The 24,205-nt window shown below is 30.7% G+C and carries 23 protein-coding genes; 14 read left to right on the top strand and 9 right to left on the bottom strand.

The window, feature by feature from the left end; all coding sequences use genetic code 11:
• Positions 1-13 precede the first annotated feature (13 nt).
• The 9 genes from GQS58_RS08180 (at position 14) to GQS58_RS08140 (ending at position 7,409) form a co-directional block, all read left to right on the top strand.
• Positions 14-565, top strand: a complete 552-nt coding sequence (locus tag GQS58_RS08180; RefSeq protein ID WP_166384718.1) for a carboxymuconolactone decarboxylase family protein — start codon at positions 14-16, stop codon at positions 563-565.
• A 97-nt stretch (positions 566-662) separates the two neighbouring features.
• Complete coding sequence (locus tag GQS58_RS08175) at positions 663-1,397, top strand: SDR family oxidoreductase (protein ID WP_166384716.1); 735 nt, start codon at positions 663-665, stop codon at positions 1,395-1,397.
• A gap of 26 nt (positions 1,398-1,423) precedes the next feature.
• A complete protein-coding gene (locus GQS58_RS08170) occupies positions 1,424-1,738 on the top strand; it encodes an EthD family reductase (RefSeq protein ID WP_166384714.1) in 315 nt (104 codons plus the stop codon).
• A 2-nt stretch (positions 1,739-1,740) separates the two neighbouring features.
• Complete coding sequence (locus GQS58_RS08165) at positions 1,741-2,436, top strand: haloacid dehalogenase type II (protein WP_166384712.1); 696 nt, start codon at positions 1,741-1,743, stop codon at positions 2,434-2,436.
• Between the two features lie 4 nt (positions 2,437-2,440).
• Positions 2,441-3,097: a DsbA family protein gene (locus tag GQS58_RS08160; RefSeq protein WP_166384710.1), complete on the top strand. Its 657-nt coding sequence runs from the start codon at positions 2,441-2,443 to the stop codon at positions 3,095-3,097.
• A 32-nt stretch (positions 3,098-3,129) separates the two neighbouring features.
• On the top strand, positions 3,130-3,795 hold the full coding sequence (locus tag GQS58_RS08155) for a peroxiredoxin family protein (RefSeq protein ID WP_166384708.1): 666 nt from the start codon (positions 3,130-3,132) through the stop codon (positions 3,793-3,795).
• Positions 3,796-3,801: 6 nt separating this feature from the next.
• Positions 3,802-4,635 (top strand): DUF6503 family protein, encoded by an 834-nt coding sequence (locus GQS58_RS08150; RefSeq protein WP_166384706.1) that lies wholly within the window; start codon positions 3,802-3,804, stop codon positions 4,633-4,635.
• A 224-nt stretch (positions 4,636-4,859) separates the two neighbouring features.
• Positions 4,860-5,699, top strand: a complete 840-nt coding sequence (locus tag GQS58_RS08145) for a helix-turn-helix domain-containing protein (protein WP_166384704.1) — start codon at positions 4,860-4,862, stop codon at positions 5,697-5,699.
• A 207-nt stretch (positions 5,700-5,906) separates the two neighbouring features.
• Entirely contained in the window at positions 5,907-7,409 is a 1,503-nt protein-coding gene (locus GQS58_RS08140; protein WP_166384702.1) for an aldehyde dehydrogenase family protein, read from the top strand.
• A gap of 147 nt (positions 7,410-7,556) precedes the next feature.
• Here GQS58_RS08140 and GQS58_RS08135 read toward each other — a convergent pair whose 3' ends face one another.
• The gene (locus tag GQS58_RS08135; protein WP_166384700.1) at positions 7,557-8,003 is read right to left on the bottom strand and encodes a peptidylprolyl isomerase; all 447 of its coding nucleotides are present in this window, start codon (positions 8,001-8,003) and stop codon (positions 7,557-7,559) included.
• 695 nt (positions 8,004-8,698) lie between these two features.
• Between GQS58_RS08135 and GQS58_RS08130 the strand changes: the two genes are divergently transcribed.
• From GQS58_RS08130 to GQS58_RS08110, 5 genes are all read left to right on the top strand, one after another.
• A complete protein-coding gene (locus GQS58_RS08130; protein WP_166384698.1) occupies positions 8,699-9,682 on the top strand; it encodes an aldo/keto reductase in 984 nt (327 codons plus the stop codon).
• Between the two features lie 108 nt (positions 9,683-9,790).
• The gene (locus GQS58_RS08125) at positions 9,791-10,135 is read left to right on the top strand and encodes a DUF3024 domain-containing protein (protein ID WP_166384696.1); all 345 of its coding nucleotides are present in this window, start codon (positions 9,791-9,793) and stop codon (positions 10,133-10,135) included.
• Positions 10,128-10,544: a UPF0158 family protein gene (locus GQS58_RS08120; RefSeq protein WP_166384694.1), complete on the top strand. Its 417-nt coding sequence runs from the start codon at positions 10,128-10,130 to the stop codon at positions 10,542-10,544. The genes GQS58_RS08125 and GQS58_RS08120 overlap by 8 nt, the downstream gene beginning before the upstream one ends.
• A 268-nt stretch (positions 10,545-10,812) precedes the next feature.
• Positions 10,813-12,015 carry an exonuclease subunit SbcD gene (gene sbcD, locus GQS58_RS08115; protein ID WP_166384692.1) on the top strand — a complete coding sequence of 401 codons (1,203 nt, stop codon included), beginning with the start codon at positions 10,813-10,815 and terminating at the stop codon, positions 12,013-12,015.
• Positions 12,016-12,027: 12 nt separating this feature from the next.
• A complete protein-coding gene (locus tag GQS58_RS08110) occupies positions 12,028-15,681 on the top strand; it encodes an AAA family ATPase (RefSeq protein WP_166384690.1) in 3,654 nt (1,217 codons plus the stop codon).
• 138 nt (positions 15,682-15,819) lie between these two features.
• Here GQS58_RS08110 and GQS58_RS08105 read toward each other — a convergent pair whose 3' ends face one another.
• From GQS58_RS08105 to GQS58_RS08070, 8 genes are all read right to left on the bottom strand, one after another.
• Positions 15,820-16,635 (bottom strand): SHOCT domain-containing protein, encoded by an 816-nt coding sequence (locus GQS58_RS08105; RefSeq protein ID WP_166384688.1) that lies wholly within the window; start codon positions 16,633-16,635, stop codon positions 15,820-15,822.
• Positions 16,636-17,056: 421 nt separating this feature from the next.
• Positions 17,057-17,434 (bottom strand): hypothetical protein, encoded by a 378-nt coding sequence (locus GQS58_RS08100; RefSeq protein WP_166384686.1) that lies wholly within the window; start codon positions 17,432-17,434, stop codon positions 17,057-17,059.
• A 121-nt stretch (positions 17,435-17,555) separates the two neighbouring features.
• A complete protein-coding gene (locus GQS58_RS08095) occupies positions 17,556-18,332 on the bottom strand; it encodes a zinc-dependent peptidase (RefSeq protein ID WP_166384684.1) in 777 nt (258 codons plus the stop codon).
• A gap of 187 nt (positions 18,333-18,519) precedes the next feature.
• Positions 18,520-20,292, bottom strand: coding sequence for a translational GTPase TypA (gene typA / locus GQS58_RS08090; RefSeq protein WP_166384682.1), 1,773 nt, complete (start codon positions 20,290-20,292; stop codon positions 18,520-18,522).
• A gap of 121 nt (positions 20,293-20,413) precedes the next feature.
• Positions 20,414-21,466 carry a molybdopterin-synthase adenylyltransferase MoeB gene (gene moeB / locus GQS58_RS08085; RefSeq protein WP_166385034.1) on the bottom strand — a complete coding sequence of 351 codons (1,053 nt, stop codon included), beginning with the start codon at positions 21,464-21,466 and terminating at the stop codon, positions 20,414-20,416.
• An 82-nt stretch (positions 21,467-21,548) separates the two neighbouring features.
• Complete coding sequence (thiH, locus tag GQS58_RS08080) at positions 21,549-22,661, bottom strand: 2-iminoacetate synthase ThiH (protein ID WP_166384680.1); 1,113 nt, start codon at positions 22,659-22,661, stop codon at positions 21,549-21,551.
• Positions 22,662-22,765: 104 nt separating this feature from the next.
• On the bottom strand, positions 22,766-23,368 hold the full coding sequence (locus tag GQS58_RS08075) for a sugar-binding protein (RefSeq protein WP_166384678.1): 603 nt from the start codon (positions 23,366-23,368) through the stop codon (positions 22,766-22,768).
• Between the two features lie 50 nt (positions 23,369-23,418).
• Positions 23,419-24,189, bottom strand: a complete 771-nt coding sequence (locus GQS58_RS08070; protein WP_166384676.1) for a thiazole synthase — start codon at positions 24,187-24,189, stop codon at positions 23,419-23,421.
• Positions 24,190-24,205 lie beyond the last annotated feature (16 nt).

Genomic DNA, 24,205 nt, shown 5'->3' with positions numbered 1-24,205 from the left:
AAAAACAAAAATTATGACAACTTTAAAAATTCACAACAGCGAAACAGCACCAGAAGAAAGTAAAGCATTATTAGCAAAATCTCAAAAAGCATATGGTATGATACCTGGTTTACATGGTGTTTTAGCTGCTTCACCTCAACTTTTAGATGCTTACCAAGTATTACATGAATTGTTTACAAATACCTCTTTTAACGATGAAGAGTTAACCGTTGTATGGCAAGCAATAAACGTAGAACATTCATGTCATTATTGTGTACCTGCACACACAGGAATTGCAAAAATGATGAAAGTAGATGATGCAATTATAGAGGCTTTACGTAACGAAACTCCTTTAGAAGATGCAAAATTAGAAGCATTACGTACAATGGCTTTAACAATTACTCGTAATCGTGGTAACGTTACTCAAGATGATTTAGATGCATTTTATGCAGCAGGTTACGAAGAGAAACAAGTTTTAGAAATTATTTTAGGTTTGTCTCAAAAAGTAATTAGTAACTACACAAACCATATTGCAAATACACCTGTAGATGCTGCCTTTAAAGCTTTTGCTTGGGAAAAAAAATAATTAGGTAATTTTTTAATTACATAGTAACATCTATAAACCTTTCGTATTTTTTTACGGAAGGTTTATCTTATATTTAATACTTTAAATTTTACAATACATGAGTATTTCAATAGAAAATAAAATTGCTTTAGTAACTGGTGCCAACAGAGGTATTGGAAAAGCAATTGTAGAATCCTTTATAAATCATGGTGCTAAAAAAGTATATCTAGCCGTAAGAGATGTAAACTCTACAAAAGAATTAGTAGAAAAATATGGAGCTAAAGTAGTTCCGCTAAAAGCGGATGTTTCTAATACAGCTTCTATTAACGAATTGGCACAAAAAGCAAATGATGTAGACATTGTTGTTAATAATGCAGGTATAGGAACCCCTTACCCTACAATTGGTAAAGATGCAGAAAGCGATTTTATGAATCAGTTGCAAGTAAATGCTTTTGGTTTATTAAGAGTTGCCAATGCTTTTGCAAAAATATTAGAAGATAAAAAAGGCGCTTTAGTACAATTAAATTCTATTGCTTCTTTAAAAAACTTCGAGCAGGTTTCTACCTATTCAGCTTCAAAAGCTGCTTCTTACTCTTTAACACAAGGCTTAAGAACAGAATTAGGTGCAAAAGGCGTTTTCGTTTTAAGTGTACATCCTGGTCCTGTTGCTACAGATATGAGTGCTGCTGCTGGTTTTGACGGAGGCGCATCTGCCACAGAAATATCCGAAGGAATTGTAAAAGCATTAAAATCTGGCGACTTTCATTTATTTCCAGATGCAATGGCAAAACAATTTGAAAGTGCTTACCAAAGCTTTTCAGAAAATATTGTTTTAGCAAATCTTTCAGAATAAAAAAACACCTATAAAAACACATAATTATGATAAAAGTATCTGTAATGTACCCAAACTCTAAAGATGTAAAGTTTGATGTAGCATATTATAAAACAAGTCATTTACCTATGATTTCTAAAGCCGTTGGTAGTGCTTTAAAAGGTTTAGAATTAGATTTAGGCGTTGGAAGTAGAGTTCCAGGAGAACCTGCTCCTTATGTAGCAATCGCTCATTTATTATTTGATGATGTTGCTTCTTTTCAAGAATCATTTGGCCCTCATGCAGCTGTATTTGCTGCCGACATAAAAAACTACAGCAATGTAAAAGGAGAACTTCAAATTAGTGAATTGATTACTTTTTAAAGATGAAAAACAACCGTAACATAAAACCGAAAGTACTTTTTTTTGATGTAAATGAAACTCTTTTAGATCTTACCAAAATGAAAAAACAGGTTGGTGCCGCTTTAGGCGGAAAAGAAGAATTATTGCCTTTATGGTTTACAACGATGTTACAATATTCTTTAGTAACATCTGCAAGTAGAGATTATAAACCTTTTGGGCATATTGGAGCTGCTGCGTTGCAAATGGTTGCGGCAAATAATGGAATTAAATTATCCGAAGAAAACGCGCGCAAAGTAACTGTAACTGCTATGCAAAACCTACCTCCTCACCCAGAGGTAAAAGAAGCATTGCTTCAATTAAAACAAGCGGGTTACAAATTAGTTGCCTTTACAAATTCATCTACCGAAGGTTTAAAAAATCAATTTAAAAATGCTGGCTTAACAGATTATTTTGATAAAATGTTAAGTGTAGAAGAAACCGGTAAGTTTAAACCTTTTACAGAGACTTACTTATGGGGAGCATCAAAAATGAATGCAAAACCAGAAGAATGCATGTTAATTGCAGCACATGGTTGGGATGTATATGGAGCAATGAATGCTGGTTTTAGAGCTGCTTTTGTAGCAAGACCTGGTCAGCAATTATTTCCTTTAGCGCCCAAACCAGAAATTATAGAAACCGACTTAAAAGAAGTTACAAACGTACTTCTAACTTATATATAAAATTATGACACAAAAATTAAAAATAGACATCGTTTCTGATGTTGTTTGTCCGTGGTGCACCATTGGATACAAGCGTTTAGAAAAAGCAATTATAGAACTTGGTATTCAAGATAAAGTAGACATAGAATGGCAACCATTTGAGTTGAACCCTAATATGCCTGTTGATGGTCAAAATTTAGATGAACATATTACAGAAAAATATGGATCTACTCCAGAACAACAAAAAGATTCTAAATTAATGATGACTGAAGCTGGGGAAGAGCTTGATTTTACTTTCGATTATTTTGATGAAATGCGTATGGTAAACACTTTTGATGCGCATGTTTTATTAGAGTATGCTAAAGATTTTGGAAAACAAACAGAATTAAAAATGTGTTTAACAACTGCCTTTTTTAGTGAACGTAAAGATGTTTCTAAAAGAGATATTTTAAAACAAGCCTTATTAGCTGTTGGTTTAAATGCAGATGAAGGAATGGCAAAGCTAGATAATGAAAATGCTAGAAAAGAAGTAAGAACCAAACAAGATTACTGGAAAAGTTTAGGTGTTAATTCTGTACCAACTATGGTCTTTAATAGAAAAAGTGCAGTAACTGGCGCACAACCAGTAGCTACTTTTAAACAAGTACTTACAGAACTCTTAAAAGAACAGCAAACAGTTTAAACCTACTACTAATTAATTTAAAAATCACTCAAATGGAATCAACAAAAAATAAAGGCGAATTAGATACATTATTAGCTATAAAACGTAAAGAAGGTGCACTTAAATATGGTAAAGAAAAAAATCAACTGTATTCAGATGGTATTGACGCTGTAGCTACTTCCGGTATTTTAGAAAGTGCTTTAAATGTGGGTGATAAAGCCCCTAATTTTACACTAAAAAATGCGTTGAATCAAACGGTTAGTTTATATGATGATTTAAAAAACGGCCCCGTAGTTTTAACCTGGTATAGAGGTGGTTGGTGTCCTTATTGTAACATCACTTTACACTATTTACAAGAAAAATTACCAGAATTTAAAAAAGCAGGTGCAACACTTATGGCTTTAACACCTGAGCTGCCAGATAATTCTTTAAGTACTTCAGAAAAAAATAAACTAGGTTTTAACGTTTTAAGTGATATTGGCAATACCGTTGCAAAAAATTACGGAATTGTATTTCAATTAATAGAAAAAGTGGCAGTAGTTTATGAAAGTGGTTTTGGTTTAAGCAAAGTAAACGGAGATAATAGCAACGAATTACCTTTAGCAGCTACCTACGTTATTGACACAAACGGAATTATTCAGTATGCTTTTTTAGATGCCGATTATAGAGAAAGAGCAGAACCATCTGCTATTTTAGATGCCCTAAACAAGTTAAAATAAAACCAAATGAATACAACCAAAATTATCTTAATCACTTTTAGTGTCTTCTTTTTTTCTTGTGGAAACAAAAAAACAAATTCAGCAGTAAAATCAGATACAAATACAGAGAAAGCAACTCCAATTACCTTTAAAAACAAAGGACACGAATTGGTGTACAATACCGTACAAAAAACGGGAAACTATCAAATGCTTGCTGCTAAAAAAGATGTGGTCTATACCTATTCTTACCAAACGCCAGATGGAAAAACAGATATTTCTACAGAGAAATATATTTTTGATGGAGAACTTTCTTATGGAGAATATGTAAAGCACGAAAGAACATTAACCGAGCTAAAAGGAAAAGTAGAACAAGGATATGATGGAAACGAATATTGGTTAAAAAATAATGGAGAAAACATAACAGATTCAGTAGCCTTAAAAAGAGTTGCTTTTAACAGACCTACCAATTTTTATTGGTTCTGTATGATTCAAAAATTATTAGACCCAAGTGTAGAATATCAATATGTAAAAGCGCAAACAATTGAAGGAACTGCTTATGATATTGTTAAAATAACTTTTGATGGTAGCAATAACAAACCAAAAGACATTTATCAACTATACATAAATAAAGAAACCCAAATGATAGATCAGTTTTTATTTACAGTAATGGATTTTGCAAAATCAGATCCTTTATTAATGAAGTTGAAATATGAAAAAATAGACGGTATCTTAATTCCAACACAACGTACATACAAAGCCTCTAATTGGGATGCAGAAGTTACAGATGCACCATGGGTTCATGTAAATTGGACCAATATTAAATTTAATAATGGCTTGCAAAAAGCGATGTTTAAAAAATAATTAGAAGCCCCATTCTAATAACATTATATCTATTTATTTAGCCCCTTCAGGTTTTTGAAACTTGAAGGGGTTTCTTTTGTAAAAAAACAGTCTTTGCTTAACAAAGATGACAACGAAGAAACTGATTTATAACAAATACCCAAGTAATTTGGATTAGTTTTATTACTTCTTTCAAGAATAAAATACTAATTTTACAATCTTTCACCCGCAAAAACAAAGACTGAATGGCAATTGAAAACATCCCAGAGATATACATAGATAACACTAAAGAGAGTTTAGATTTATTTGTGTACGATTTTAAAATGACCAGTGACGTTGTTAAAAGCAAGGTTAATTTAGGGATGAATATGTTTAGTTTTTTACAAGTTGGTAAAAAGCAAGTGCATTTTGCAGATACTGCTATTGCTGTAAATAAAGAACAGTCTTTATTATTAAAAAAAGGAAATTGGCTTTGGACAGAATTACTAGACACAGAAGCTATTTATTACTGCAAACTTTTCTTTTTTTCTGAAAAAAAACTCACTGATTTTTTAAGTAAATACACCAACAATGTAAAACCATATAAAGAAGAATCTGCTTATTTTGTGATAGAAAACGACGATTACATAGCTTCCTTTATCAGCTCTTTATCTTCTAAAACATTTGACAAAAACAGCTATAGCACTGCCCTACTCTCTCTAAAGTTTGATGAAATAATGCTGTATTTATTAGACAAATATGATACTAAATTCGAGTATTATTTACATTCTTTAATCTCTAAAGAAATATCTCCTTTTAAAAAGACCATAGAAAGTAATGTAGATTCTAATTTAAAAATAGAAGAAATTGCTTTTTTGTGTAACATGAGCTTATCAACTTTTAAACGTCATTTTACAGCTGCTTATAACGAACCTCCTGGAAAATGGTTTCAAGACAAACGACTTCAAAAAGCAAAAAAACTACTACAAAAAGGCACCTTAACACCATCTGATATTTACCTAGATATTGGCTATAACAACCTGTCTAACTTTAGTATAGCTTTTAAAAATAAGTTCGGAATAAGCCCAACGGATGTTTCAAACTAATTAAAACAAACACAAGTATCTGATTTTTAAGACATTAACTTCATATCAACTTTTTCACTTCACCCAAAACACAACATTGAACTTTTTTCATAAGCTATTGAACCAAATCAATAAATAAAACCTTTAGATACCAACATACATTTGCTACATACTTACAAACACCTGTTTTGTAAGAAATTATTAAACATAAATTTAAAACATATAATTATGGCAAATGTAACTAAGCCTGTATTTAAAGAAAAATACGGAAATTTTATTGGCGGTAAATTCGTTGACCCAATTAAAGGTCAATATTTCGAAAACAGATCTCCAGTAGACGGAAAAGTATTTACACAAGCAGCACGTTCTACAGAAGAAGATATTAATCTTGCTTTAGATGCAGCACACGAAGCTTTCCCTGCATGGAGTAACACGTCTGTAACAGAACGTAGTAATGCGTTATTAAAGATGGCTCAGGTTATGGAAGATAACTTAGAGTATTTAGCAACTTTAGAAACAATTGATAACGGGAAACCAATTCGTGAATCTCTTGCAGCAGATATTCCTTACTGTATAGATCATTTCCGTTATTTTGCAGGTGTTATTCGTGCTGATGAAGGAAGTATCTCTGAACACGATAAAGACACGGTAAGTATCGTTTTACACGAAGCTGTTGGTGTGGTTGGGGAAATTATCCCTTGGAACTTTCCAATGTTAATGTTAGCTTGGAAAATTGCGCCGGCTTTAGCGGCAGGTTGTACAGCAGTTGTTAAACCAGCAGAACAAACACCTACAAGTGTTATTATATTAATGGAACTTATTGGTGATATTTTACCTGCAGGTGTTTTAAACATTGTAACTGGTTTTGGTAATGAAGCAGGTGCAGCTTTAGCAACCTCTAAACGTATTGCAAAATTATCTTTTACAGGTTCTACAGCAACAGGACGTACAGTATTGCACAATGCAGCAGAAAACATTATTCCTGTAACGATGGAATTAGGTGGTAAATCTCCAAACATTTTCTTTCCATCTGTAGCAGCTCAAGACGATGAGTTCTTTAGCAAAGCTATAGAAGGTGCATTAATGTTTGCTTTAAACCAAGGTGAAATTTGTACATCTCCGTCTCGTATTTTAGTACACGAAGATATTGCAGATCGTTTTGTAGAAAAAATGCAAGAGCGTTTAAAACTAGTAAAACCAGGAAACCCATTAGATCCAGAAACCATGATTGGTTCTCAGGTATCTAAAGCACAATACGAAAAAATACTAAACTATATTAAAATTGGTATTGAAGAAGGTGCTGCTGTTTTAGCAGGTGGTGAAGCTGGTAATTATGATGGTGAATTAGCCGAAGGTTACTACGTACAACCAACTGTTTTAAAAGGTGATAACAAAATGAGAGTGTTCCAAGAAGAAATTTTTGGGCCTGTTGTAGCCTTAACAACTTTTAAAACAACAGAAGAAGCTATTGCTATTGCAAACGACACTCCTTACGGATTAGGTGCTGGTGTTTGGTCTAGAGACGCCCACGAATTATACCAAGTACCACGAGCTATACAAGCAGGTAGAGTTTGGGTAAACCAATACAACACCTACCCTGCACACGCTCCTTTTGGTGGTGTTAAAGAATCTGGTTTCGGACGTGAAAATCACAAAATGGCTTTAGATCACTACCGTGTTGTAAAAAACATGTTAATCTCTTATGACAAGAAACCAATGGGCTTCTTTTAAGTAAGAAACCACATTCACTTTTTTAATAAAACCTCAGATTCGTCTGGGGTTTTTTCATTTTTTATTTTAAAAGATTATTCTTTTATATACAAAAACAGCCTTTGTTAAATGAACAAAGGCTATTTTAAAATATTGAGAAAAATTACATTATTCTGTAACTGCAGTTTCTTTAATTTCTACTACTTCAAGGTCAAAAACAAGATCTCTACCTGCTAAAGGATGGTTACCATCTATAACAACACTTTCTTCTTTTACCTCTATAATCATTAAATTCATTTCTTGTCCTTCTGGAGACTTAGAAACCAATCCCATACCAACTTTTGGCTCCATATCTTGTGGAAGATTTGCTCTTTCAATTTCTTGAATTAATTGCTCATTTACTTCACCATAAGCTTCTTCTTTAGCAATAGAAATGGTTTTCTTTTCATTCAATTTCATGTCAATTAAACCTTGTTCAAAACCAGGAATTAATCTTCCTTGTCCTAAAACAAATTCTATAGGCTCTTTTCCTTCAGAGGTATCAAAAACTTGTCCGTCTGCTAATTTACCTGTATAATGTACTTTTACTGTATTATTCGCTTTTACTTGACTCATACTATAATTAATTTGAAAAAATAGGCGTTGCATAATTCTTACACAAAAACTATTTTAGTTTAAACTTACAAAAAAGTATCTGCCATAACCAAGCCAAAACTAAATAAAAAGAGTTGCTTTAGTAAAAAACACACGATTTAAAAAGAACAAATAATTCGCTATCACTATAATAGCAGGAGTTAAGAACGTTTTCTCTTTTTTACAAGACAAAATGAACACGTATTTTTAAAACAGCAACTTTGTCAGTATTTGTTCTAAATTATGTTTTTTTTCTGACAGGTTTGTTCTTTCTAGCCCTTTGACTTTTCTGTCAAGAAGATGAATTTTATAAAGAAACAGCGTTTCATTTTTATTTTTTTGTCAATTTCTCCTAAAGTCGGATGAAAAGTCGGAGTGTTTTTTAAATCTTACACAGCACTTTATGCACTGCTTGTCATTTCTACTAGAAGAAAAAATCTCATAAGAATAAGTCTTTTATGTTTTCTCTCTTATAAGATTTCTCCTAAAGTCGGATAAAAAATTGGAGTGTTTTTTTAGGTTGATAAGTAACTAATTACTGTTCATAAATTATACTTCTAAATCTCATTAAATTTGTATTTTTATCTAAAAAAACACGCTCTTATTTTTACTTAGAAAATTTTAAACTAAAAGAAGTAATTGAGTATATATTTATAAAATAGTAAAGAAAATATAAAATGAAAAATAGAACATTAGGAAATAACGGTTTTGAGGTTAGTGAAGTTGGTTTAGGTTGTTGGCAAATTGGAGCTAATTGGGGCAATGAAATCGATAAGAATAACGCTTTTAAAATACTTAATGAAGCTGTTGATAATGGTGTTACATTTTTTGATACGGCAGATGTTTATGGAGATGGAAGAAGTGAAAAGTTAATAGGAGAATTTTTAAAAAACTCTAAAGCTAATATTAAAGTTGCTACAAAATTTGGACGAGCAGCTAATGTATTCCCTAATAATTATAGCGAACAAGCATTAAGAGACAGTGTAGAAGCCTCTTTAAAACGTTTAAATGTAGACGCTATTGATTTATTACAATTACACTGTATACCAACTGTTGAACTAAAAAAAGGAGAAATTTTTGATTGGTTAAGATCCTTAAAAAAAGAAGGGAAAATAGTTCATTTTGGAGCGAGTGTAGAAAGTGTAGAGGAAGGTTTAATATGTCTCGAACAAGATAAACTACAATCACTACAAGTAATTTATAATATATTTAGACAAAAATTAACTCATAATTTATTACCACAAGCCAAGAAAAAAGGGGTAGGAATTATTGTTCGTTTACCACTAGCAAGCGGCTTACTTACTGGTAAATTTACACAAGAAACCAAGTTTTTAGAAAACGATCATAGAAATTTTAATAGAAACGGAGATGCATTTAATGTGGGGGAAACTTTTGCAGGTCTTCCATTTGATGTTGGTGTTAAATTAACTGATGAATTAAAAGCATTTTGTCCAGAAAACATGACTATAGGAGAAATGGCGCTTCGCTGGATTTTAAATCATGAAGAAATATCAACCATAATCCCTGGAGCAAGCTCACCTAAACATATTTCTAAAAATACTAAAGCAAGTGATTCAACACCACTTCCAACAGAATTAATGAACAAATTAGAGGAATTTTACACAAAAAATATTCACCAACATGTTCGTGGAGTATATTAACGAATACAAACCAGCCATAAATAATATACAGTAAAGAGAACTTATGTTAGAAAAAAAATCTAGTATAAATATTATCTTGAAAAATAATTTGGCGAAAAACATTACTAAATGCCAACAAAAATTATAGACATTAATGAAGCTACTATAAAAAAATATGTAGCTTCATTACGTCCGGAAGATTTAGAAATTAGAAACCAAATAGATATTGGTTATCTTTATAAAGCAAATGTTGTCTGCTTATTTGAAATAAGACCAGATTGGCAAAATCCAAATCAAATGCAAAAAATAGAATTTGCTAGAATTAGGTTTTATAAGACTAAAAAAATATGGAAACTATATTGGATGCGAGCAAGCGGAAAATGGGAACTTTATGAACCTTTTTCTGAATCTACACATTTAGGTAAAATTATAGAAATTATAAAAGAAGATAAACACGGTTGCTTTTATGGATAATAAAAAACAACAAATAATTAAAGAAATTGCACAAGAAATAGATTGTGGCAGTGATTGCTATTATAATTTGAAAACAAATGAAATTATAGCAATTCCAGATTCTTCACAAGTATTTGATGAAGATGAATTTAAAGAGGCTTTTAGCGAATCTCTAGAAAAGGTACGTGTGCAAAAAACAGACTTCATAAAAATTAAACCCTTAGAAAGTTTCGAATCCTTTAAAATAATGGAAAGCTTTGTAGCAGCGTTAACCGACCTAAATTTTAAAGAGGAATTGCAAACTGTTTTACAGAGAGGAAAACCGTTTCAGAATTTTAAACATCAAATAGACCATTCTATTTTTAGGCAAGATTGGTTTGATTTTAAACAGCAAGAACTAGAGAAAATAGTAGCTAAAAGGTTATATTAAAGAATCTATAGATATAACTTCTGTATGATTAAATTTATAATCTATAAAAAATTTCAAAAAAATATAATAATAAATTACTCACCTCCTATTTTCTAAATTCATATTTAGAAAAATCACAAAAAGGTCTTTTTGATTGCTCCTTATATAACTCAAAAAAGTTAATTTAGCTTTTAAGTGAATCTTTTATTATACAAATCTTTATTTTCGATTTTAAAACCGATTTAATTCTACTTTTTCAAGATTCACCCGCTAAAAATTTGAAAAGAAAATGAAAATACTGCACACTGCCGATTGGCATTTAGGACATAGATTACACGAACAATCTCAACTAGAAGAACAATCTTTATTTTTAAGCTGGATTGAAACCTACATTATTGAGCAAAAGATTGATATCCTTTTAATTTCTGGTGATATTTTTGACTCCGGTTCTCCGTCTAATCAAAGTTTAGAAATGTATTACAGTTTTTTAGTAAAACTAAACGGAACCACTTGTAAATCGATTATTATTACTGGTGGAAATCATGATTCTCCTGGAACTTTAAATGCGCCAAAACATATTTTAGATGCTTTGTCTATAAAAGTAGTTGGTAAAGCAACCGAAAATATAGAAGATGAGGTTTTTGAAATTGAAATAAACAATGAGAAAGTAATTATTGCGGCCGTTCCTTATTTGCGAGATGGAGATATTAGACGTGCGGTTGCAGGTGAAACTTTTGATGAATTAACAGATAAATACAAAACGGCATTAATTAACCATTATGCAACTGCTGCAGAACAATGTAAGCTTATAAACACAGGCAATGTACCTGTTATTGCTATGGGGCATTTATTTGCAACTGGAGGAACTATTTCTGATAGTGAGCAAAATATCTATGTGGGAACTTTAGGACATATTGGCGCCGAAGATTTCCCTACCTATTTCGATTATGTGGCATTAGGACATCTGCACAGAGTTCAAATTATTGGAGGAAATGACAAAATTCGTTATTCTGGATCACCAAATATTTTAAGTTTTAGTGAAATTAATTACGATAAAAAAATAATTATTTTATCCGTAGAAAACAATAAAATTTGTGATATCAAAGATGAGGTAATTCCTAAATTTAGAACGTTTTACAAGCTTACAGGAACATTGCAAGAATGTATGAATGCTTTTACTACAATTACTTCTAATACCTACAATTTAACGCCTTGGGTAGAAATTGAGCTAAAGGAAGATAACACTGTAAATACAGACGATTTAAAAAAGGAAGCAGAAAAACACCCTTTTGAAATCTTAAAAATTGGGTTAAAAAACCAGCGAAAAGTTAAAGGAATAGAAGAGTTATTAGAAAACACAAAATCAATCAAAGAATTATTGCCTACGGAGGTTTTTAAACTAAAGTGTAAAGAAATGGAATACGATTTAGAAAAAAGCCCCGAAGTTTGGGATGCTTTTAATGAAGTTTTACAATCCGTTAAAAACCAATAAGGCTGCTTTCCTATGAAAATTTTAAAGATAGAATTACAAAATATAAACTCCTTAAAATCGGATACTCCTATTGTTATCGATTTTGAAAATGAACAATTTAAAGATGTGGGTTTGTATGCAATTACAGGCTCTACAGGTGCTGGTAAAACCACTATTTTAGATGCTATAACTATTGCATTATATCATAATGTTCCTCGTTTTAGCGGCTCAAAGGGTACATTATTAGACGTAGTGAGCCATAGTGCACACGATGCTTTTAGTAGGGTTACCTTTGAAAACGACAATAACATTTACGAGGCTTTTTGGGGAATTAGAATTGCTGATAAAAATGGAAAAGCATATAAAAACCCTAAAGAGGAAGTCAGTTTAAAAAACTTAACTACAGATGCCATTTTAGCAACTCAAAAGCGGAATTTAATTATCGAAATTGTTAATGTTACTCAATTAGACTATAATCAGTTTTTAAGGTCTGTAATGTTAGCACAAGGAGAATTTGCTTCGTTTTTAACAGCTAAAGGTCCAGAAAAAGGAAAGTTATTAGAACAAATTACTGGAGAACAGATTTATAAAAAAATCGGTCAAGGAATTTTAGATAGAAAATCTGAGGAGGAAAAAAAATTAAGAGAAATTGAGGCAAAAATTAATGCAGATGATGTTTTAACAGAAGATGCTAAAGCTAAATTAAAGCAACATGATAAAATTTTAGATACCGATATTCTTAAAACTGAAAAGGAAATAAAATCTACGCTAGTTATAACAGATTGGTATGTTCAGTATAAAGAATTAGTTGCAGCTTCTGAAGTATTAAATCAAAACACTAAAACTTTAGACACTTTTATAGAGAAACATAAACCAGAATTAGATTTATTAGATTTAAACGAAAAAGCAGAACCGTTTAAAGAAATCATCCAGAATTTTAATAGAACCGAAAAAGAAATTAATGACAAGGTAGAGCTATTAAAAAAGATTGAAAAGGAAATAATTACACTGAAACCTCAGATTGAAAATTTAGAAGCAATTACAAAAAAAGAAGCTCTTGAAGTAGAAGCTTCTGAGAAAGAGTTTTCTTCTTGGTTGCCAAAATTCGATGCTGTTACAACCTTAGATGGAGAGATAAAAAGTGAAATTGCAACTCAACAGAAATCAAACGAACAGTTAGCACAATTAAAGCAACAGATGGATGCTTTAAAAGTAGATCAGCAAAAACTGACGAAAGAGTTAAACTCTATACAAACAACTATAAAAGTTGATGAATCTTTTGTTGCTGAAAATAAATTTTTAAAAGAAGTTGATTTAGAAATCTCAGACTGGACAACTGGTTTAACAACCTTAAAAGGACATAAAGAAATACTAAACACAAGTATTTTGTCTGTAATTGAAAAGAATAAAGCAATTGCTAAAACTACAGAAAGTTTAAAAGTAAATAATGAACTACTCTTAAAAAAAGTTACTGATGTTACCAAAATAGATCAAGAAATAACCACTATAAGTGCTGCAATAGATAAAAATAATTTATCTGATTTATTAGCAAAAAAAGACAAATTTCTTGTTGCTGAATCTAATTGGAAACAGTTTAAAACACTTGCAGAACAACATAAAAAGACTAAAGAAACCAAAACTACTTTATTAGAAAGCAATAAATCTTACACCTTAGATTTAGAAGTAATTAATAAACAAATAACAAGCTTAAAAAAGGATATTGAAATTCAAGAAAAAGCGGTTATAGATGCTTCCAAAATTTTAGATTTAGAAAGAAGTGTTGCTAAATATGAAACCGATCGTCAATATTTAATTGCTGGAGAGCCTTGTGGTTTATGTGGTTCTAAAGAGCATCCGTTTACTGAACATATAACGGAAATTAATATCTCTAAATCTGAATTAGAGTTAAATAATAGAAAAGAGAAACTACAAACGCTTACCAACTCTAAAGCTACTTTAGATAAAAATGATGTCCAATTAAACACAAGTATTGATAGTTTAACAAAGCAAATTAACACACTTACCTCTGAGTTAAATGCTATTGAAACAAATGCAAAACAATTAAATATTTCTTGTGAATTAAGCAATAGTACTAAAATTGATATCGAGTTAAATTTACTTATAACACAAATAAAAGACTTAAATAAAAATTTAGCCATAGCACAACAATTACAAGTTGATAAAAATAAATTATCAAAAAATATTGAAGGCGAAAAACAAGAGCTTCAATCACTAAAAACAACAATTGCAACGCTTCAGGAAAAAAATAAAAATGCAAAAGTTGATATTGAACAGAGTCAAAAAACGATAGATAATGTATCTGAAATTTGTAAAATTTTAGAGACAGATTTAAAAACTAAACTTTCTAAGTATAAATATGAGCTGCCACTACCAGAAAATACAAACGCATTTATAAATGAGATTGAAGCCATAATTACTCAATATTATAAAAAACAAAAGAATTTAGATGCTTTAAGAGCAGAAACAAAAGTAATTGACACAAGGTTAGAAAATCATAAAAAACAATTAGAAACCTATTCTAAGACAGAAACTGAAACTCTAAAAATCATTAGTGATTCAAACTTAAAATATGCGCAATTAAAAACTCAACGAACTGCTATTTTACCTATTGATATTACCATAGAAAGCAAAAGAAATAGTTTACAAGAGTTAAAAAACAAAACAGTCGAAAAAACAAAGTTGAGCAACATTAGTTTGCAAAAATTACTAGACTCTAAAAATAGATTAGATACTTTAAAAGTTGATAATATTGCCAATCAAAAAGAGCTAAAAAACAAATTAGATACATTTAAAACTTCACTTAATTTACAATTAGTTGGTAGTGGTTTTACATCAAAAGAAACTGTTGAAAGTGCTTTATTAGCTACAGAAGACAAGTTGAAATTTACAACGAATAAAGAACGAATTAAAGAAAATCAGCTTAAGATAAAAACATTAAAAGAAGCAAATTTTAAAGCAAAAGAAGCTTTACATAAAACCAAGAATTTTGAAACTTCTGAAGTAGAAAGCAAACTTACTTTAGAAAATTTAAAATCAAAAAAAGATGGTTTTATTACTGAAAGAGGTAAAATATCTGAAGCTCTTAGAAAAGATAAAGAAATTAGAGATCGAAATAAAGAAGTCTATAAAAAGATTGATGCACAGGCAGATATTTGTAAAGTTTGGAAAGAGCTCTTTAAAATTATTGGAAACTCTAAAGACGCATTTAACGTGTATGTACAACGATTAACGTTAAAACATTTGTTAGACCTTGCCAATGTGCATTTGTATCAATTAAATAAGCGGTATTCTTTAAAAATGGAAGAATCATACAAGCCAAAAGAAGAGCTTAATTTTAATTTGATAGACCATTATCAAACAGATCAAGCAAGATTGGTCGATACTTCTAGTGGAGGTGAAAAATTTATCATTAGTTTGGCATTGGCCTTAGGATTGTCTGATTTAGCCAGTAAAAATGTAAAAATAGATTCTCTTTTTATTGATGAAGGTTTTGGTACTTTAGATAGTAATACATTAGAAACCGTAATTTCTACCTTAGAAACCTTACAATCTCAAGGTAAAATGATCGGAATTATATCTCACGTAGAAAACTTAAAAGAGCGCATACCTACTCAAATTCAGATTACAAAGAAAAGTAACGGTGTTAGTGCAGTTAAAATCATATAGAAAACACAAAAATTCCTCGCCGTAAACTCGCTCGGAATGACAGTAAAAAAAATAAATTACCTACAAAAAAAGCTCAAGTTTAACACTTGAGCTTTTAATTTATAAGATGGAATCGTTTTAATAAAAACGAAGTGAAATTTACAATCTGCTTAATAAATCTATTTTTTTATTTTCAAATTCTTCAACAGAAAGAATTCCTTTGTCTTTTAAACCTGCTAATTTTTCAATTTTACCAAAAATATCTTCTTCAAAAGCACTATTGTTATTATTATTGAAGTTATTATTGTTAACTGGCTGCACTGGAGCTTCCATAATAGGTGCTACTGAAGTTTCTACAACATTATTTTGTACGTCATTATTATGAAAAACTTCTGGTTGTTGTTGCTTATTTTCACCAGAAATAATAGGTAAAGAATTTAAATTTACATTACCATATTGGCTGGTAAAAGAAACCGAATAATTACCACCTTGTTGTTGCCCTACTCCACCAATATTATGATCTAACGTATCAAAAATGGTGACTTTTCCATTTTGCTGAATTGCCAAACGATGTATGTTATTAAAAATAGCATAGCTAGTATCATTTTGACTTCCAGTAGAATTTGGAAAACCTAAATCTCCCCACCAGTTTCCAGAAAAACCTCCTTGTGAATTCGCCGTTTTCGGTAAAGGCTTGTATTGTATTTCTCCTTGGTGAATTAAATTAGATAAATCTACACAAAGTCCGTCTACCAAATATTTAAGGTTATTGTTAAACATATCCCCAACCATGGTCATACCACCTTGCATCCACTGGCCACCACCACCTAATTCGGCAATATTAAACTGCGCCATAGAACCATTACTCCCCATAAGACAATACGTTAAATCTGTAACAGCATTTGTACTTACTCCGTATTTGTTTGCTACGTTTGTCATGTTCTGAAAACTAGCATCTGTAAATATTGCATTCATAATTCTATGTGGTATAATTCTTAGTTCAGTTACACGTTTCTATGTAACAATTTTAATACAAAGGTAGACTATAGTACTATCAATAAGGTTTTTTTAACTTTAAGTTTTAATACTATTAACATGGTAATAAATACTTTAACTCAACATTTTAATATTGCTTTAATAATAAAAAAGTGTAGATAAAAATAACAAATGAAGACTTTTATCCTAATTTATTGGTAAAATGATACATAAAGTAAAATCTAAAAGTGATAGATTTTTTATTGAAGCAAAAAACAATATATAAAATTTTATCTTTTATTATTAAACCTCAAACTTTTGGATACATTTTCTACTTTTAATCGGTAAAACTTATTTTTTTAAAACTATTCTATTTCTAAATTTAAGACTAGATATATTCAGTTTTAAAAATTTCTATAAATTAAGATTGCATTGGAATTTCTGGAAGTTTATTTTTAAAACTTGGAGCATTGTCTCTGTAAGAAACCAATTTCTTTTTAGAAACCATTACAATTAAATCTTCGCTTAATGTAAATAAAGTAGCGGCTCTAAAAGTTTCCATAAGTAGTTTTTCTACTTCAGTCATTACACCTTCTAAAGAAAATTGTAGAAACTCATTTTCTTCTGCATGACGGTATTTTAATTCAAAAACATCTTCACCATCAACCTTAAATAAACGCACATATACATTTAACAACCCTTCACTTTTACGCATCGGTTTGCTTAATGTTAGTTTTACAAACTCATCATTGGTTAGGCTACGTTGTAATGTTTCAAATAAAACTTTAAATTCACTCATGCTGCAAAAATATAAATAACAAATTGTTAAACCCTTTTTTAATCCATTTTATTTGAGGGATTCTTCTCTTAGTTTTTAAGGCGATAAAGAACAATGTAAAAACAGTTGCTAGATACTTTCTTTACTTAATAAAACAAGCTTCTAGCATTTTATACAATTCAGGATGTTTTCTTTGAAACAGTTTTGGTCTTTCAAAGAAATACTCTCCGGCAACCGCTAGAAATTCAATTTCAGAGGTTCCACCATAACTTCTAATATCTGAGTGATCATTATTAATAGCCTCCATTTCTTTATGCACTAATTGTAAATAAGGAATAATATATTGCTTGTCTAATAAGACAGCAGGAATACCGTCTATAACGCCATCCGCTTTATCTAAAAGGTGAATAAACTCGTGAATTGCAGTATTCCCTTTATCGGTTTTGTTGCTAAAACCAAGATGTAAAGCTTTTCTAGATAAAATCATCTGATTTTCAAACCTTCCTGTGCCAACCAAACCTCCAATAGTTCTTCCTTCTATTTGAGAATCAAATTGCAAATCATCATCAAAATAATCTGGATAAATTAATACGGTAGATAAGTTGGTGTACTTCCAATTTGGGAATCTAAAAACCGGAATTACAGCACTCGCAGCAATCAATAAAGTATCTAACTCTTCTAATTCAAAATGAATCGCTTCAATATTAGTTTCCTTTAAAAAGGAAGCCATTTTAGCACGAAACACCTCTTGTTCATCATCATTTAATTTTTCATAAAATAGAATATGTTTTATTAATAAAGGATGCCAATGCTCTGGAACAACAAGTTTCTCTAAAGAAGCTGTACTCTTTTTTCTCTTAGACTTTATGCTTACAAAAAAAACAATAAGAAGTATCGCAATAGCAATTATATATAACATCTATTTTTTTTAAGAATGGAAAACTACGAAAATTTAAAAGATTTAGAACTTATTAACTTGCTACTTTATTTTTCTGATTTTAATTTAATAGCAATTAAATTCCATAAAAAAAGCTCAAGTTTAAAACTTGAGCTTTTTAATTTTATATAGATTTCTGCCTAAACAGAAATGAAAATAATTTTTAATATTATCCTTTAAAAACAATTTTACGCATACGTAAGCTTTCTGGAGTTACTTCTAAGTACTCATCTGCTTTAATGTATTCCATGTTTTCCTCTAAAGAAAAATCTACTTTAGGTGCAATTTTCATAGCTTCATCTGTACCAGATTTACGCATGTTTGTTAATTGCTTTCCTTTAATTAAGTTCACAGCCATTTCATCAGACTTACTGTTCTCTCCAATTACTTGACCAACATAAATTTCTTGGTTTACATCGATAAAGAAAACTCCTCTATCTTGTAAACGGTTTAATGCATATGCAGTTGCTTTACCAGCAGCAGAAGAAACAATTGCTCCTTTTACTTCTTCAGTAAAGTCTCCTTTATAAGGACCATATTCACTAAATCTGTGGTTAATAATAGCAGTACCACCAGTTGCAGTTAAAATTTTGTTTCTCAAACCAATTAATCCTCTAGAAGGAATAGAAAATTCTAAGTGTTGTAAATCTCCTTTTGGTTCCATAATTAACATATCTCCTTTTCTAAGAGATACTAAGTTAATTGCTTTAGAAGCCATTTCTTCTGGTACATCAATAGACAATGTTTCCATTGGCTCATGTTTCTTACCATCAATCATTTTAATAATTACTTGTGGTCTTCCCACTTGTAATTCATATCCTTCTCTACGCATTGTTTCAATTAAAACAGATAAGTGTAAAACTCCACGTCCAAAAACGTTAAATTTATCTTCACTATCAGTAGTTTCAACTTTTAATGCTAAGTTTTTTTCTAATTCTTTAAACAGACGATCTCTAATGTGACGAGATGTTACAAATTTACCTTCTTTACCAAAGAAAGGAGAGTTGTTAATTGTAAACAACATACTCATTGTAGGTTGGTCAATTTCTGTTCTTGGTAATGCTTCTGGCTCTTCTAAATCTGCAATTGTATCACCAATTTCAAATCCGTCAATACCAGTAATTGCACAGATATCTCCACAAGGTACTTTTTCTACTTGAACTTTACCCATTCCTTCGAATACGTGTAATTCTTTAATTTTTACTTTTTTAGTAGTACCATCAGCTTTACATAAACTGTATTCTTTACCTACTTCTAAGTCTCCTCTAAAAACACGTCCAATAGCAATTCTTCCTGTAAATTTAGAAAAATCTAAAGAAGTAATTTGCATTTGTGGCGTACCTTCGTTATATTTAGTTGCTGGTATAGATTCTAAAACAGCATCTAATAAAGGAACGATATCAGTAGTTTGGTTTTGCCAATCTGTAGACATCCAGTTGTTCTTTGCAGAACCATAAATTGTAGTAAAGTCTAATTGCTCTTCTGTAGCTTCTAAAGCAAACATTAAATCAAAAACTTTTTCATGAACGATGTCAGGAGTACAGTTTTCTTTATCAACTTTATTTACAACAACAATAGGAGTTAATCCTAATGCTAAGGCTTTTCCTAATACAAAACGAGTTTGTGGCATAGGACCTTCAAATGCATCAACTAATAATAAAACACCATCAGCCATTTTTAATACACGCTCTACTTCTCCACCAAAATCGGCGTGACCAGGAGTATCAATTACGTTAATTTTTGTGTCTTTATATTGAACAGATACGTTTTTAGAAAGAATCGTAATTCCTCTTTCACGCTCTAAATCGTTATTATCTAACAATAAATCTGTACGTTCTTTACGATCGTCTAAGATTTTAGCTTGATCTATAATTTTATCTACTAACGTTGTCTTTCCGTGATCGACATGGGCTATAATAGCAATATTTCTAATTGGCTGCATTAATATGTTCTTAAATTTCGTGCAAAAGTAGTGATTTTTGATTAAAGAATCTATTCATTCTAAAAAAGTTTAACTATCTAAACCTTAATTTTATATAAAAACACACTTTTTATGTTCTTAATTAAAAACAACCGCCTTTTAAATTTAAAACTCTAGATTTAAAATTGTTGCTTAATAAAGTAGTAATTGCTGTACTACTTCGCATACCTGACTTACAATAAACAACCAAATCTTTATTTTGATACACCTCATCAATACGTTCTAATAATTCGCCCAAAGGGATGTGTTGTCCACCAATATGGTACGCTTCTCTTTCATTATTTTGACGAACATCTAATAAATTATATTTTTCTTTATTCTTATTAAGTTCCTCTAAAGTAATTTCTTCTTTGGATACAATTCCACAGAAAAAATCATAATCGGTTTCTAAAACAGTAACTTCTAAAGTAGTGTCTTTTTCATAATTTAAGACTGTTTGATTCATTTGTAAAGAATCATACATCAATAATTTATTGGCTAAGACCTCCCCTATTCCACAAATAATCTTAATCGTTTCATTGGCTTGTAAACTCCCTATAATTCCGGGTAGCACACCTAAAACTCCAATTTCTGAACAATTTGGAGACTCATCTGGTTTTGGTGGCGTTGGATACAAACATCTATAAGTTCCACTTCCTTGATAGTTAAAAACACTAACCTGACCTTCGAATTTAAATATAGATCCGTAAACTAAAGGTTTCTTTGTAATTACAGCCGCATCATTTACCAAATAACGGGTCGAAAAATTATCGCTTCCGTCTACAATAATATTATAATTAATGAATAATGAAACAGCATTTTCTTTGGTTAATTTCTCATTATAAACATCAAATTTTACAAACGGATTTAATCTTGATAATCGTTCTGCTGCTGTTTTAGATTTAGACAAGCCAATATCATCTATCGTATATAAAATCTGACGTTGTAAATTACTTTGATCTACCACATCGTCATCAATAACACCAATCGTTCCAACTCCTGCAGCCGTTAAGTACTGTAAAACTGGGCAACCTAATCCGCCAGCTCCAATAACTAAAACTTTAGCCTTTTTAAGTTTCAATTGTCCTTCTTCTCCTATTTTATCTAGAATTAAATGTCGATTGTATTGTTTTTTTTCTTCTGATGTTAGCATGATAAATCTAAGTTAAAACGTGAACTTCATAATTTGAAACCCGTAATTATTAAATGATAATTGATCACTGATTATTGATAATTGATTAATTAAAATGTTCCCAATCTTTCCAAACCACTTCTAAATCTTGATTTTTTAGCATTTGTACCACCTCAGCAGTACTTCTTTCATCAGAGATTTCAAATTGTTCTAAAGATTGTGGCTCTACGGTATAACCTCCAGGATTTGTCTTCGATTCGGCACTAATAGATGTAATACCTAAATTGACAATGTGATTTCTAAAAACTTCACTTTCTCTGGTAGACATTGATAATTCTATATCTTCATCAAACAAACGAAACGCACATATAAGCTGTACTAAATCCGAATCTGTCATCTCTACTTTTGGCTCTAAACCACCAGAATGCGGACGCAATCTTGGAAAAGAAATCGAGTATTTTGTTTTCCAATACGTTTTCTGTAAATATTTTAAATGTAAAGCGGTAAAAAAACTATCGGCACGCCAATCTTCTAAGCCGAATAAAGCCCCCAAACCAATTTTATGAACTCCTGCTTTCCCTAATCGGTCTGGTGTATCTAACCGATAATCGAAATTAGATTTTTTTCCCTTCGGATGATGTTTTTTATACTCATCTCTATGATATGTTTCTTGATACACTAAAACTGCATACAAGCCATTTTCTACCAATAATTCATATTCATCTTGGTCTAAAGGCTGTACTTCTATAGTAATATTAGAAAACTGAGAACGGATTAATTGAATCGCGTTCCTTATATATTCTACTCCAACCGTTTTATTTGCTTCTCCGGTTACCAACAAAATATGATCGTAGCCTTTCTCTTTTAAAAAAGCGACTTCCTTTAAAATTTCTGCATCTGTTAGCGTCCGTCTCGGAATTTTATTCGTCATACTAAAACCACAATACGTACAAATATTCTGACATTCGTTACTCAAATACATTGGCACATACATTTGCATGGTATTTCCGAAACGTTTTTTGGTCAATAATTGACTCTTATACGCCATTTCTTCTAAAAACGGTTTTGCAGCAGGAGAAATTAAGGCTTTAAAATCTTCTAAATCTAGCTTATCTTTTGCCAACGCTTGTTGTACCTCAACAGTTGTTTTGTCGAAAATACTTTTTAGGCTAAAATCCCAATTATAGGTATTAAATATATTTATAAACGTGTTATCCATTTTACCTTTGTAATTTATACAATTAATGATTCTATAAGTTTTAAAACTATTTTACTCTTGTTTAGTAAAAATAATTTACTGAATTTAAAATACTACTTCTTGTATTATTCTAGTTTTAAGACTCCAAAAGATTCTGCTACATGAAAATCTGGTTTTTTTGTTTTTGGATCCACCCAACTTATCCACTTAATTGTAGCTATGTCATTTACTAACTCAACACAGTGCCCTCTATAAAGACCAATTTCTAATTGATTCTCTTTAAGTATTTCCTTTTCCTTCAAAAAAGACAAACTTAACTTACCTTCTAATATATAACGATCTTCTTTTATTACAGTTTTAATACATAATGATGTTGGCCACATCCATTTACGATTAAACTTGCGGTATGTATTTGCTTCATAATCTAAAACTCGTCCATTCGGATCCATTTCTAAACAATAATAAGGTGTCATTTCTTTATTTTTTCTAAAAAAAATTTCTACCCTTTCAGATTTTGTTACCTCTAACTTGTTATTAGTTGCTACAAACACTTTAGGCTTGGGCCCAAATGCTTCAAATCTAAAATTTATATATGCGTCATCATAAAAAGCACTAAATAATGTTTTAGGTGAAGTTTCTTTTTCCCAAGGGTAAAAAAAATCATCTAATACAGTTAAATCATCTCTGCTTTCTCCTTCTTTTAATTTATAAATTACAAATTGTTTCATTCTTTTTAATTTTATAACAAAAAAAATAATTTAAAATAATGACTCATACTTTAACTTAAAAAACTCGTTAACGGACTACTTGCTATGGCCATTTCGCTTCTCGGAGCTAACTTTGCTTCATAAGCCATTCTACCAGCTTCCACAGCCATTTTAAATGCTTTTGCCATAACAACAGGGTTTTGAGAAACTGCAATCGCTGTATTTACCAAAACAGCATCTGCGCCTAATTCCATCGCATACGCTGCGTGAGACGGTGCGCCAATACCTGCATCTACAATTACTGGTACGTTAGATTGCTCTATAATAATTTCTAAAAAATCGACCGTTTTTAAACCTTTGTTACTTCCAATTGGCGCACCTAAAGGCATTACACATTGCACCCCAACATCTTCTAAACGCTTACATAAAACAGGATCTGCATGAATATATGGCATTACCACAAAACCTAATTTCACCAATTCTTCTGCTGCTTTTAAGGTTTCTATAGGATCTGGTAATAAATATCTTGGATCTGGATGAATTTCTAATTTCACCCAATTCGTTTGTAAAGCTTCTCTAGATAATTCGGCAGCAAAAACAGCCTCTTTAGCAGTTCTAACCCCAGAGGTGTTTGGTAATAAATTAATACGTTTATGATTTAGATGCGATAAAATATCATCTTCTTCATTAGCCATATCTACCCTTTTTAAAGCCACTGTTATCAACTCACTTTCAGAAGCTAATAATGCTTCTTTCATTAATTGAGATGAACTAAATTTACCTGTTCCTGTAAATAAACGAGATGTAAATTCTTTGTCTGCTATTTTTAATACGTTGTTCATTTTTTTCTTTTTTGAT

Origin of the sequence: Polaribacter sp. 11A2H (assembly GCF_011379025.1) — a bacterium.
In the GTDB taxonomy this organism is placed as follows: Bacteria; Bacteroidota; Bacteroidia; order Flavobacteriales; family Flavobacteriaceae; genus Polaribacter.
The sequence above is the reverse complement of the archived record's forward strand: the minus strand, read 5'-3'. Positions and strand labels throughout refer to the sequence as shown.